A 12923-nucleotide genomic window follows, 5' to 3' on the forward strand; every position below is an offset into this window, starting at 1 on the left:
AATCAATGCAGATGAAAAATAACCGATAAGTTTAGAATCTTTTTCTGGTAATGTTTTGGAGTTTTTGGAGATGTCTAATAGAGGAGCTATGGAGATTCACGAAGCCTTGCAGTGGACTGATGAGTTAATTTTTGCCAAAACTGGGAAGCATCTGGACTCGCTGCAACGGGCTATTTTGGAGGGGGTATGGGAACACAAGGAATATAAGGAGATCGCTGAGGAATACCACTGCAGCAACGATCATGTCCGGAAGTCAGCATCGGAATTATGGAAACTCTTGTCGGATCTGTTGGGAGAGGATGTTAAAAAGAAGAATCTACGATCGCTTATCGAAAATAAAATATTCTCTTATTACGAGGATTCAGTCCATGTTGGTAATAACATAAATGTCTGTAACGATTTATACAAAACCTCAAAAAACCCGAAAAACCGATCGCCTTCTACCCCCAAAACCCAATCAGAACCTCGCCACGATCTCAGCCAAGCCCCTGACAACCTCCGCTTCTACAACCGGACGGAGGAACTGGCGACCCTCAAACAATGGATTCTGACCGAACAAAGCCGGATCATTACCCTCACTGGACTATCTGGTATCGGTAAAACTGCCCTCGCTAGACAACTGGTAGAAGAGATCAAAGATAACTTTGATCGCATCCTGTGGCGGAGTCATCGCAAATTTCCCACACTCAACGCTCTGCAAAGCCATATTATCGAATTTATTGCTCCAACTTCCCCTATCCAAAATCAATCATTCATCAATTATTTAAACTCTCGTAACTCGTTTGTAGATTATCTCAAAAACCATCGCTGCTTAATCATTCTTGATGATTTTCAAGACACCTTGAACCCTGGGGAGTTAGTCGGAGATTACGGCCCGGGATACCAAAACTATGGTCGTTTTATTGAGGAAATCGGTCGATTTTCTCATCAAAGTTGTTTGTTGCTCCTCAGTTGGGAACAACCTATAGAAATTGCCACCCTAGAAGCCGAAGACTGCTCCTGCAAAACTCTACCATTGGCAGGTTTAGGAAAATCAGCAAGCCAAATCTTTACGGCGAGAAAACTTAAGGATAAACCTCTATGGTCACGGCTGATTGAACTTTATAATGGCAACCCTTTATGGTTAAATATCATTGCTACGGCTATCCTGGATCTATTTGATGGGAGTGTGGAAACATTTCTCTCCTATCCTACCCTGTATTTAGGTAACATAGAACCGATCCTAAAACAACATTATCAACGCCTCAGTGAATCTGAGCAAGTCCTGATTCGCTGGTTAGCCAACCAAGATAAGCCCGTTAAGATTAGCCAAAAACCCCACGAACTTTTATCAGATTCCGATTTTTTTAAGGCAATTCAATCCCTGAAAAAACGAAATTTACTCTACAAATCTGCAACTTTGACCCTAGACCCTGTGATGCAACAGTATGTCAGAACGTTGAGTCTTTAAGGGTTAGCAAAACCCTGTATTTTGAGAGTCAAAATTAGAGATTGCATAAGTCTTGAGCAAATCAAATGCCAAACTGTTTGGCATAATTCTTTCTTTTTTTGTTTATATACTTTAGTATAAATTTGTGAAAAATTTCCGGGATTGGGGCATGATGGCATAGTTCAATGGGGCGGATTTTATGATACTTGGGCTCACTAATTGATAGAATTGGTGAATTTCTATACAGCATGAGGAATCATGCATCACCGATTGATTGTTGTAGCAACGGGAGGGGCGATCGCCAGGGAACAGTCTGAGACAGCTTCGGCTCAACTCTATCACACTCACAAGGAATCTTTAACTATAATAAAATCCTGGGTGATATGCCCAGGTCATCTTATGCTTAGAGCCTGACTTGAGCTTCTGCATCAGTTCAACGGGCTGTTCCTGCGTCATGAGCATCGATGGAGTGATTCCTTAAAAACCCTAGAAAAATTTAAGATTTCAGTTCCGGCAAAAGCTGAAAACAATGTTAAAATAGAGAGATTCCCTAAACAAAAACCCTGTTCAAAAGATTTTAACCGCCCTTGTCGTAAAATCAAAAAAATTGTTTATGATAGAGGTATAGAAGTTTAACGGACGAGGTAGAAAGGGTGAAACGAGGGAAGATCCAGAAATCCCCCCCCGGATCAGCACTAACCGCCTGATCTCAGCCATAAATTACCCCCCGTCAGACTTTGAAAATGGGTAGCCTAGATCACAATTGCCCCGCTCCAGCCCGAGCAGGAATCGTTATCCCAGACCACTCATAAAACTCCGGCAATTGAATCCATAACGAGCCTATCTAAATGTTAATGTTGTGGTACTAGAGAGATAGGAAAAGAATTAACATGAACAGCAAAGTCACCAACACTCAAGAACTCGAAGAACTGATTCAGCGCGTCAAAGCGGCCCAAGAAAAATATGCCACCTACAGTCAGCAACAGGTGGATGAAATTTTCAAGAAAGCCGCTCTAGCCGCTAATGCTGCCCGAATTCCCCTAGCAAAGAAAGCCGTAGCCGAAACCGGCATGGGAGTCGTGGAAGACAAAGTAATCAAAAACCACTTTGCCTCAGAAATTATCTACAACAAATATAAGCACGAAAAGACCTGCGGCATCATTGAAGAAGACAAATCTTTTGGCTTCCAAAAAATCGCCGAACCTGTGGGAATTCTCGCCGGAATTGTCCCTACAACCAACCCTACATCTACGGCTATTTTCAAAGCCCTCCTCGCCCTGAAAACCCGCAACGGGATTATTTTCTCTCCCCACCCCCGGGCCAAAGAATGCACCCGAGATGCGGCAAAAATCATCCTGCAAGCTGCTGTAGAAGCGGGAGCCCCGGAAGACCTAATCGGCTGGATTGACGAGCCTACAGTGCCGTTATCTCAGCAATTGATGCAGCATCCGGAGATTAAATTAATCCTGGCGACTGGCGGTCCGGGTATGGTTAAAGCTGCCTATTCCTCGGGACATCCATCTTTAGGAGTAGGTGCAGGGAATACCCCGGCAGTGATTGATGAAACGGCCCATATTAAAATGGCTGTTTCCTCCATTATTCTGAGCAAAACCTTTGACAATGGGATGATTTGTGCCTCAGAACAGTCTGTGATTGTGGTAGATGAGGTGTATGATCAGGTCAAACAGGAATTTAGCGATCGCGGCGCATACTTCCTCAATCCCGAAGAACGGCAAAAACTCGGCAGCAAAATCATTGTCAATGGACGACTCAACCCCGATATCGTCGGACAATCCATCCAAACCCTGGCTGAAATTGCAGGAATTTCCGTACCCGAAAATACGCGGGTTTTGATTGGTGAAGTAGAAGAGATTTCCGAAGCCGAACCCTTTGCTTACGAGAAACTCTCAGCTATCTTAGCCATGTATCGGGCGACGGATTTTCACGATTCTGTCCATAAAGCCCATGACTTAGTACAATTTGGCGGACGGGGACATACTGCCGTACTCTATACATCTCCGGCGAATACCCAGAATATCCACGAATTTGAAGGGCAAATGCAAACGGCGCGGGTGCTGATTAATACCCCCTCCTCTCAAGGGGCGATCGGTGACCTGTATAACTTCCGCCTCGACCCCTCCCTCACTCTCGGTTGCGGCACCTGGGGAGGCAACTCCATCAGCGAAAACGTCGGTCCTCACCATCTCCTCAACATCAAAACCATCTCGGAACGCCGGGAAAATATGCTGTGGTTCCGGATTCCGCCCAAAGTGTACTTTAAATATGGTTCTCTCCCGATCGCACTGCGCGAACTCGCCGGAAAACAACGCGCCTTCATCGTCACCGATAAACCGTTGTATGACATGGGCCTCACAAAGTCCGTGGAAGATGTCCTCGAAGAAATCGGACTCAAATATGACGTTTTCTTCGACGTCGAACCCGACCCTTCTCTCACTACGGTGAACAAGGGACTGGCGCGGATGAACTCCTTCAAACCGGATGTGATTATCGCCCTCGGGGGAGGTTCCCCGATGGATGCGGCAAAAGTCATGTGGTTAATGTATGAACATCCGGAAATCGAATTTGAAGGACTTGCCACCCGGTTTATGGACATCCGCAAACGGGTGTATGAACTCCCCCCCTTGGGTGTCAAAGCCATCATGGTTGCCATTCCCACCACCTCGGGAACAGGTTCAGAAGTCACCCCCTTTGCCGTCGTCACCGACGATCGCACAGGTATTAAGTATCCCCTGGCAGATTACGCCCTCACTCCGAACATGGCGATCGTCGATCCGGAATTGGTGCTGAATATGCCCAAAAAACTCACCGCCTACGGTGGCATTGACGCCCTCACCCATGCCTTAGAGGCTTATGTTTCCGTGTGTGCGTCCGAGTTTACCAACGGATTAGCCTTAGAAGCAATTCGCCTGCTGTTTAAATATCTGCCTTCCGCCTACAAAAACGGCGCAAAAGACCCGAAAGCGCGGGAAAAAGTGCATTATGCCGCCACGATCGCCGGGATGGCATTTGCTAACGCCTTCCTGGGGGTCTGTCACTCAATGGCACATAAACTGGGTTCAACCTTCCATGTCCCCCACGGATTAGCCAACGCCTTGATGATTTCTCACGTCATCCGGTATAATGCCACGGACACGCCATTTAAGCAAGCAATCTTCCCGCAATACAAATATCCCAATGCCAAATGGCGGTATGCACGGATTGCCGACTATCTCGGACTCGGAGGCAATACGGAAGAGGAGAAAATCGAAAAATTGGTCGAGGCGATCGAAAACCTCAAGAAAGAGTTAGACATTCCGCTGACCCTGAAAGAAGCCCTATCTGGCGATGACAAAGCCTTCTATGAAGAAGTGGAAGAAATGGCGGATCAGGCATTTGATGACCAATGTACAGGTGCAAATCCCCGCTATCCCCTGATTCGCGACCTCAAGGAGTTATATGTCCTCGCCTACCGGGGTTGCCGCATTGATTCCGCTTTGTATCATCAAGAATCTCAGGAAGAGGTATTACAAGGCAATGGTGCTGACGCTGTAACGTCTATCATCCAGCCGCTGATGGTGGAAAGTAACTCGTAATGCCCATCTACTAATCTACAAGAAAAAAGCCCGCCTGTGTGGGCTTTTTTTGTATGAAACAAGCGGTTAATAGCATCATTTTTCCACAGTAACATTCTGCATCATCTACATTTTTAACTCAAAAGTGAGGAGACGATCGCTAGGTCTTGAAATTACTCTAAATTAATAGGCGTTAGTCAAGGTAATTCCATCCCTAAAACTAATCTAATTTAGCTAGGATATTTTGATATAATTCCTCTCTACCCTTAGATAGATATTTGGTGAATTATTATTTTCACTTAAAGCAGAACATAAGTGATTTTTTATTGATAACCCTTAAATATCAGCTAAAAAAATGCAGAGAGACTAACTTTGAGGGCGGAATTAATCCCTCAAGGCTCCCCAGATTTTTATATTTAAGTAAGAATTCTCGAATCTAAGTTACCTAAATCCCTCTATAAAAAAGGGCATTTTCCATCCCCCAATTTTTTGGGTGGGACTCCCCCAAAAATTTTTACTTTTATCAGTCAATCCTTTATCTAGCAATAATTTTAGAGCTTTTGGGGTGAGGAGAGTTTGACCGATCGCCTCCTTCATCCGGGCGATCGCCATCCCTTGAATCCCCCACAGAGAACTATTTATGATAGAGAAGAGGCCCTGTAATCCTAGGAATTTTGATAAATTTTTTGCCGGAGTGGTCAAATCGAAAACCATCGTGTAACATTACTTCATATCTCGATATTTCGATTGTTCACATATTAAGGAAAAGCCTGATGAAGTCTAAATTTTGGAACGGTTTCAACAAAAAAGTTGCTCTCTTTTTGGGTGTTGCAGGGACAAGTTTACTGATGGGATTGCCGGTGGTGGCAGGGGTTGACACCACTGCCGAGACGATGACGGATTCTAACGAGGCGATCGCTGAATCTGTGACGGAAACCCCCGAGAGCAACATGGCAATGAGTCCACAGACAATTTCTGAAATTGCCGCCAGTAGTGACTCCTTCAAAACTCTCACCAAAGCTTTAGAAGCTGCCGGTTTAACGGATACCCTCTCTGGTGAAGGTCCCTTCACTGTTTTTGCCCCCACTGATGAGGCGTTTGCAGCTTTACCCGAAGGCACTTTAGAGCAGTTATTACAGCCAGAAAACCGCGATATTCTGGTTCAAGTTTTAACCTATCATGTGGTAGAGGGTTCAGTCATGTCTAAGGATTTGACTACCACAGAAGTTCCCAGCATTGAAGGGCGTTCCATCAATGTCACAGTCGCTGAGGATAACGTTATGGTCAATAGTGCGAACGTGGTTCAAGCCGACATCGAAGCCAGTAACGGCGTGATTCATGTCATTGACCAAGTAATCCTACCTCCTCAAATGTAAAATCAGTTACCCTTGCGGTAGCCCTAATTGCCTAAATCATCCCCCAACAGATTGAGTCGGTTTGGTGGGGAGTTTAGTTCTGAGGTGATAGAACTAAACTCCCTTTTTGAGATGAAAGGGAAGCGTTTATTTTGATAAGTTTTCCCAATCTTTCCGCACAAGGGCATACAGATTCATATCATGAAAGCTGCCTTTAATAAACATTTGTTGGCGGAGGATTCCCTCGAATTTCATGCCAACTTTTTCCATAACCCTTGCGGAGGGTCGATTAGCCAGTTTACATCGCCCCTGAATTCGGTTTAAGTCAGTTTTTTGAAAGCCAAAGGCGAGTAAAGCTTGTACGGCTTCGGTCATATATCCTTGTCCCCAATATCGTTGGGATAAGGCATACCCTATTTCTGCATGATAATGAGGTAGAACCCAATTGACCAAACCACAAGTGCCGATTAATTTTATATCGGCTTTATGGACAATACCCCAATCAAAACATTCATGGTTTTGATATTTTTTAAGGATAGAATTTAAAAAAATATGGCTGTCTTCTAGGGATTGATGCGGATGCCAGGTTGTGTATTTTGCGACTTCAGGATCTGAGGCATACTCAAACAGATCCGGTGCATCCTCTAAGCTCATTTTTCTGAGAATGAGGCGATCGCTTTCTAGGGTTGGCAAGTCAGGATATAGGGATAGAGTCATAAGTATAATTTTTTAATACGGTTCTTACGGTATGACGTGAGTGCGGACTGCCCTCCCTCTATCCTAGTCTAATGGGGATTGACATATTCTAAGCTTTTGAGGACTTTAATTTGTTCCTCTAACTCTAAAAAAAGTTGATATTCTCCCGCCCATTCTAAATATTCTAAATCTCCCCCTTCCATATCTTCTGCCCTCAGTCTATTTTTTAACTGATTGGAGGGTTGATTATATTTATCTTCAAAATAATCCAGTCTTTTTTTAGTAAATTTTAAACTTTTTTTCAGGCGGTCTAGTTCTGAGGCGATCGCTCTTTTTATCAATTCGGTTACTCGGTCCGGATTATCAGTTTTGAGAATAATTTCTGCCACATTCTTACCTCTTCATGATCTCTTATCCCAGTATAAACCAATCCATCCTCACTGAGGCGACTGCTGTTGTCTAGGGTCTCGGAAAGCAGCGATCGCTACGGCCCTCAACTTAGACTACCATTCCTGGGACTCTACCAGTACAATAAAATTGATCCCTTACCGTTAAATGGTTTCCGATGAAGCTGAGTCTTTGCACGATTGTCAAAAACGAAGAAGCGACCCTTCCCAAATGTCTTACCAGCGTCAAGGATTTGGTAGATGAAATGGTGGTTCTTGATACCGGATCCACTGATCGCACGGTAGAAATTGCTCAGGAGTTTGGGGCGAAGGTTCATCACTTCGACTGGTGCAATGATTTTGCGGCGGCGCGAAATGAATCCCTCAAATATGCTCATGGGGACTGGATTCTCGTCTTAGATGCGGATGAAGTGTTGACCCCCGAAGTTGTCCCCCAAATCAAAGAATTAATCAACGGAGGGGGAAACTCTCAACCGAAACCCTATCTTTTAATGAACTTAATTCGCCAAGAAGTTGGGGCGCAACAATCGCCTTATTCTTTGGTTTCACGCTTGTTTAGAAATCAACCAGGAATCCAGTTTGAACGACCCTATCATGCCATGATTGATGATAGTGTCCAACGGATGTTACAGCAGCAATCCAATCAATGGCAAGTGGGGTCATTGATGGCAGTAGCTATTTTACATGAAGGGTATCAAGCTGAAGCGATCGCCTCCCGGGATAAGTTGACCCGGGCTAGAGAATCAATGGAATCCTATCTCGCCGCCCATCCGAATGACGCCTATACTTGCAGCAAACTCGGGGCATTATATGTGCAGATGGGAGAAATTAAACAGGGGATGCAGTTATTAAAACTGGGTTTAGCCGTGAGTACGCGCTTAGAATCCTTGGTGTTGTATGAACTGCATTATCATTTGGGAATTGCTTATACACGCAAGCAGAAACTGAGTAAAGCGAAAGCGGAGTATGAAAAAGCGATTGCTTTACCCATTTTAGAACCCATCAAATTGGGGGCGTATAATAACTTGGGGAATCTCCTCCTGGAAACCGGAAATCTGACCGGGGCGATCGCCACCTATCAAAGAGTGTTACAAATTGACCCCTCCCTGAGTTCCGCCTATTTTAACCTAGGAATTGCCTTGAAAGAGAAAAAGCAAATTCCCCTGGCGATCGCCGCCTATCAAAAAGCCATTCAACTCAATCCTAACTATGCCGAAGCGTACCAAAATCTGGGGGTTGCCTTACTCAAAGGCGGCAATATTTTAGACGGATTAGAAGCATTTCGCCGCGCAGTTTCCCTCTATGAAAAACGGAAATCCCCTGCGGGTCCAGCATTGCGCCAAAGTTTAAAAGATATGGGATTTAAAATCTGAGGACACCCCAAAATCTACCGAAAAGTATTGCCCAGCGGGTCTTTAGGTTCACCTGTGGACTTGATGATTATCGATGAGGCCATACAATAAAAAGAATCAATAACGTGAGTTTCAACAGCGAGGAAAACAGATGGTACCTGGAATGTTACCCGGAGATTTAGCCTGTGGTTGCCTAAGTACACTGATTCCAGAAGAACCCGCCCCGGGAGCCACACCGGGGCCTACAGAACCGGGACTTCCCCCAGGTGAGGTATTCAACCCCGAGGACTTTCTGGACCTCCGGGATGACCCTGATCGCCCCGATGATTTTAGGCTGAGTGCAGGACAACTCGCTGAACGTCCCGGGGGAGTTAGAGCTTTAGCAGGGAATGATACGGTCATCGGTGCCACATCCAATGAACTGGTCAACGGCAATTTGGGCAACGATCTATTATTTGGCCGAGGGGGTAATGACATCTTACGCGGGGGACAGGATAATGATGGCGTTTATGGAGAAGAAGGGGATGATATTCTCAATGGCAATCGCGGAAATGATTTAGTTTCTGGAAGTCAAGGAAACGATCTCGTACGCGGGGGTCAAGACAATGATTTGCTGATAGGTGGGGAAGGAAATGATACCCTCATTGGTGATTTTGGAGTTGATCGCATGGTGGGGGGAAGTGGTACGGATTTATTTGTGCTTCGCATTGATGCCGCCTCGACTAATCCCGAAGAAGCGGATATTATTTTAGATTTTAATAACGATCAAATTGGACTCACGGGAGGCGTAACAACTAATGATTTGATATTTCAACCGCTTACTCTGAATTTAGAAAGCGAACTCGCCATTTTGCAAACCTATACGACCGATGATGTTTTAGTGTTAAGTGGATTATCCACCGGCCAACTGAACGCGAATGAGAATGGAGAGATTAATGGGACATTAATTCAACAGGAGTCTACAGGGCGAGTGTTAGCGTTGGTGTTGAATGCGACCGATACCGAACTGAGAAGGGCGATTACCCCAGTGCCGCCAGAGACTTTAGCCCTGGGGTAGTTTTTCCTGGCGATCGCCCTCTTTCAGTTATTCGGGGGGCAATTCTAAGGGAATTTGCCCTAACAATCCCTTGCGAAAATCATTAAGAATTTGCCTTGCCGCCCGTTCCAAATCTCCTTCATATCGGGATTCGGCAAAATTATGCAGATAATCTTCCCCCGTAATGGGGAGAGGGTCAATTTTATAGCGCGATCGCAACGCCTCCCTAGGCACCAGTCCGGTCCCTATTTCCTCAATCTCTTTCACCATGTCCACAAATGCCGACGCCACCCGTTGATTGTCATAAGCAGCTTCGCCAATATCGTCACAAATAGCTAACTTTAAGGCAGCATCTTGGTCCTCTAACCGACTGGGAATCACCCCCGGCGCATCTAACAGTTCCAGTTCATCAGAAATCCGCACCCAACGCAGTTGGCGGGTCACCCCTGCACGTCGGGCACTTTCCACCACCCGACGACCCAATAATCGATTAATTAACGCAGATTTGCCCACATTGGGAAACCCAATCACCACCGCCCGAACCGCGCGAGGGCGCATCCCGCGATCGAGACGACGTTGATTCAGGGCAATCCCCGCCTCCTTCGCCGCCTTGAAAATCGCCTTCACCCCCGTTCCATCTTGAGCATTGGTAAAGTAAGGCGTTTCTCCCTGGCGTTGAAACCACAGATGCCAGCGATCGCGCAGAGGGGGCAAAATCGTATCCACCCGATTAATAATCAAAACTCGGCTTTTACTCCCCACCCACTGCGGCACCTGGGGATGATGGGTAGACAAAGGAATCCGCGCATCCCGGACCTCCAGCACCACATCCACCAGTTTCAATTGTTCCGCCAGTTGTTTTTCCGCCTTAGAAATATGGCCGGGATACCATTGAATGTCAGGAGTTGTCATTGTTCAATACTTGGTAAATGCAGGATGGGAGATGGGGAGGATTGGGAGGTTGGGGAAGATGGGGGGGATGGGGAGGATGGGGAGGATGGGGGAGATGGGGAGGATGGGGAGGATTGGGAGGATGGGGGGGATGGGGAGGATTGGAGAAATTTTGCTTCCCTATCTCCCCTATCTCCCCCATCTCCCCGACCTCCCCCATCTCCCCTATCTCCCCCATCTCCCCCATCTCCCCGACCTCCCCTATCTCCCCCATCCCCTACGGGACAATCAACACGGGACAAGGGGCGAGATTAATGACTCGATTGGTGACGCTATCGGCGAGACCCTCTTCCGTCAAACCGATGCCGCGACAGCCCATAATCACGAGATCTGCATTGACTTCATCAGCGACATCGCAAATGATAAAGGCGGGTTTTCCTTCGCGTTCGATGGTTTCCGCTTCGATGCCTAGCTTAGAAAACATCGACTGAGCATTTTTGAGTAATTCTGCGATCGCCTCTGGGGTCATCACCCGTTCAGGAGGTGGGGGTTCCTCTCCTTCCACCGGAACCTCATTCACAGAGAGCAAAATTAAGCGCGAGTTGAAGGTTTTGACCATTTGGGCCACCGTATCTGCCGCTTCACGGGATTCGCGACTTTCATCGATCGGAAAAAGAACAGTTTTAAACATAGCAGCCGTGTTTAGGACGCACTCAACGATAAAATGTTTACGGCAAACCTTCCAGACAGAGAGAGACTCATCTATCTTGACCCCATCAATGAGGTCAGTTTTGGGGTATGCCTCGGCGCAGGAGTTAAATCCCACGCGCTATAAGCCGATTTTCTAGAAAACAGACCAAAAAACGCAATTAGGAGGGATCTTCATGCCCAAGAAAACTGTAGCAAATTTGTCAGCCTCAGACCTATCCGGTAAACGGGTGTTAGTCCGTGCCGACTTTAATGTACCCCTCGACGATGCTGGTAACATCACCGATGATACCCGGATTCGGGCCGCATTGCCGACGATTCAAGATTTAACGGGTAAAGGGGCCAAGGTAATTTTGTCCAGCCACTTCGGACGCCCCAAGGGTCAGGTGAATGAAAAAATGCGCCTCACCCCGGTTGCCAAGCGCCTCTCGGAATTACTGGGTCAAGAAGTCATCAAATGTGATGACTGTATCGGCGATGAGGTGGCAAGCAAGGTCCAAGGCATGGAAAACGGCCAAGTTGCCTTACTGGAAAATGTCCGCTTCTATGCTGAAGAAGAGAAAAATGACCCAGAATTTGCCAAAAAGCTGGCTTCTGTGGCTGATTTGTATGTGAATGATGCCTTTGGGACCGCCCACCGCGCCCATGCTTCCACCGAAGGGGTGACTCATTACCTAAGTCCTTCCGTTGCTGGGTCTTTGATGGAGAAAGAACTGCAATACCTGAAAGGGGCGATCGAAGAACCTCAGCGTCCTTTGGCGGCAATTATTGGCGGTTCTAAAGTTTCTAGCAAAATTGGCGTCATTGAAACTCTGTTAGAAAAGTGTGACAAACTCCTCCTCGGTGGTGGGATGATTTTCACCTTCTTAAAAGCGCGCGGAATCAGCGTGGGGAATTCCTTGGTGGAAGATGACAAGCTAGAGTTAGCCAAGTCCTTGGAAGCGAAGGCAAAAGAACGCGGCGTAGCGATGTTATTGCCCACCGATGTGGTGATTGCGGACAAATTTGGTGCGGATGCCAATACGCAAATTGTCAGTGTAGAAAACATCCCTGATGGTTGGATGGGATTGGATATTGGTCCTGATTCCGTGAAAACCTTCCAAGACGCTCTTGCCGATTGCAAGACGGTGATTTGGAATGGACCGATGGGTGTGTTTGAAATCGACAAATTCGCCAAAGGAACCGAGGCGATCGCCCATACTTTATCCGAACTGACCCCCAAAGGTACCACCACAATTATCGGCGGTGGCGACTCCGTGGCAGCCGTTGAGAAAGTCGGATTAGCCGATAAAATGAGCCACATTTCCACCGGCGGCGGTGCCAGCTTAGAATTACTCGAAGGCAAAGAACTCCCCGGAGTTGCTGCCTTAGATGAAGCCTAAGCATTGGGATAGTTAGACCGGGTTTAATACCCAGTCCTAGGGTGTAATGCTGCCTGAACAGAGGATAACTCGTTCAGGAGTTGAGTAGGGGTAAT

11 protein-coding genes are annotated in these 12923 nt (G+C 46.5%); 6 read left to right on the plus strand and 5 right to left on the minus strand.

Annotation, left to right across the window (positions count from 1 at the left end; translation table 11 throughout):
- Positions 1-88 precede the first annotated feature (88 nt).
- Both NG796_RS15405 and adhE read left to right on the plus strand, forming a co-directional pair.
- Entirely contained in the window at positions 89-1450 is a 1362-nt protein-coding gene (locus NG796_RS15405; RefSeq protein WP_261207820.1) for an NB-ARC domain-containing protein, read from the plus strand.
- Between the two features lie 869 nt (positions 1451-2319).
- Positions 2320-5022, plus strand: coding sequence for a bifunctional acetaldehyde-CoA/alcohol dehydrogenase (gene adhE / locus NG796_RS15410; protein WP_261207737.1), 2703 nt, complete (start codon positions 2320-2322; stop codon positions 5020-5022).
- Positions 5023-5442: 420 nt separating this feature from the next.
- On the opposite strand, the gene NG796_RS15415 is transcribed toward adhE, so the two are convergent.
- Entirely contained in the window at positions 5443-5715 is a 273-nt protein-coding gene (locus tag NG796_RS15415; protein WP_261207738.1) for a hypothetical protein, read from the minus strand.
- Between the two features lie 59 nt (positions 5716-5774).
- Here NG796_RS15415 and NG796_RS15420 point away from each other — a divergent pair, with 59 nt between their 5' ends.
- Positions 5775-6377: a fasciclin domain-containing protein gene (locus NG796_RS15420; RefSeq protein ID WP_261207740.1), complete on the plus strand. Its 603-nt coding sequence runs from the start codon at positions 5775-5777 to the stop codon at positions 6375-6377.
- A 126-nt stretch (positions 6378-6503) separates the two neighbouring features.
- On the opposite strand, the gene NG796_RS15425 is transcribed toward NG796_RS15420, so the two are convergent.
- Positions 6504-7073, minus strand: coding sequence for a GNAT family N-acetyltransferase (locus tag NG796_RS15425; RefSeq protein WP_261207741.1), 570 nt, complete (start codon positions 7071-7073; stop codon positions 6504-6506).
- Positions 7074-7141: 68 nt separating this feature from the next.
- Positions 7142-7441, minus strand: a complete 300-nt coding sequence (locus NG796_RS15430; RefSeq protein ID WP_261207743.1) for a hypothetical protein — start codon at positions 7439-7441, stop codon at positions 7142-7144.
- 176 nt (positions 7442-7617) lie between these two features.
- On the opposite strand from NG796_RS15430, the gene NG796_RS15435 reads away from it, so the two are divergent.
- Complete coding sequence (locus NG796_RS15435) at positions 7618-8832, plus strand: glycosyltransferase (RefSeq protein ID WP_261207744.1); 1215 nt, start codon at positions 7618-7620, stop codon at positions 8830-8832.
- A gap of 130 nt (positions 8833-8962) precedes the next feature.
- A complete protein-coding gene (locus NG796_RS15440; RefSeq protein ID WP_261207745.1) occupies positions 8963-9868 on the plus strand; it encodes a calcium-binding protein in 906 nt (301 codons plus the stop codon).
- 27 nt (positions 9869-9895) lie between these two features.
- Here NG796_RS15440 and ylqF read toward each other — a convergent pair whose 3' ends face one another.
- Together ylqF and NG796_RS15450 are read right to left on the minus strand one after the other, a co-directional pair.
- Positions 9896-10759, minus strand: coding sequence for a ribosome biogenesis GTPase YlqF (gene ylqF / locus NG796_RS15445; protein WP_261207746.1), 864 nt, complete (start codon positions 10757-10759; stop codon positions 9896-9898).
- Positions 10760-11015: 256 nt separating this feature from the next.
- Positions 11016-11429: a universal stress protein gene (locus tag NG796_RS15450; protein WP_261207747.1), complete on the minus strand. Its 414-nt coding sequence runs from the start codon at positions 11427-11429 to the stop codon at positions 11016-11018.
- Between the two features lie 193 nt (positions 11430-11622).
- Here NG796_RS15450 and NG796_RS15455 point away from each other — a divergent pair, with 193 nt between their 5' ends.
- Positions 11623-12828 carry a phosphoglycerate kinase gene (locus NG796_RS15455; RefSeq protein ID WP_261207748.1) on the plus strand — a complete coding sequence of 402 codons (1206 nt, stop codon included), beginning with the start codon at positions 11623-11625 and terminating at the stop codon, positions 12826-12828.
- Positions 12829-12923 lie beyond the last annotated feature (95 nt).

Origin of the sequence: Laspinema sp. D2d (genome assembly GCF_025370755.1) — a bacterium.
GTDB lineage: Bacteria > Cyanobacteriota > Cyanobacteriia > Cyanobacteriales > Laspinemataceae > Laspinema.

Excerpts from the sequence above, each read along its gene's own strand:
- NG796_RS15405 (WP_261207820.1), top strand. The coding sequence starts at position 89 with ATGGAGATTCACGAAGCCTTGCAGTGGACTGATGAGTTAATTTTTGCC.
- adhE (WP_261207737.1), top strand. The coding sequence starts at position 2,320 with ATGAACAGCAAAGTCACCAACACTCAAGAACTCGAAGAACTGATTCAG.
- NG796_RS15415 (WP_261207738.1), bottom strand. The coding sequence starts at position 5,715 with ATGGTTTTCGATTTGACCACTCCGGCAAAAAATTTATCAAAATTCCTA.
- NG796_RS15420 (WP_261207740.1), top strand. The coding sequence starts at position 5,775 with ATGAAGTCTAAATTTTGGAACGGTTTCAACAAAAAAGTTGCTCTCTTT.
- NG796_RS15425 (WP_261207741.1), bottom strand. The coding sequence starts at position 7,073 with ATGACTCTATCCCTATATCCTGACTTGCCAACCCTAGAAAGCGATCGC.
- NG796_RS15435 (WP_261207744.1), top strand. The coding sequence starts at position 7,618 with ATGAAGCTGAGTCTTTGCACGATTGTCAAAAACGAAGAAGCGACCCTT.
- NG796_RS15440 (WP_261207745.1), top strand. The coding sequence starts at position 8,963 with ATGGTACCTGGAATGTTACCCGGAGATTTAGCCTGTGGTTGCCTAAGT.
- ylqF (WP_261207746.1), bottom strand. The coding sequence starts at position 10,759 with ATGACAACTCCTGACATTCAATGGTATCCCGGCCATATTTCTAAGGCG.
- NG796_RS15450 (WP_261207747.1), bottom strand. The coding sequence starts at position 11,429 with ATGTTTAAAACTGTTCTTTTTCCGATCGATGAAAGTCGCGAATCCCGT.
- NG796_RS15455 (WP_261207748.1), top strand. The coding sequence starts at position 11,623 with ATGCCCAAGAAAACTGTAGCAAATTTGTCAGCCTCAGACCTATCCGGT.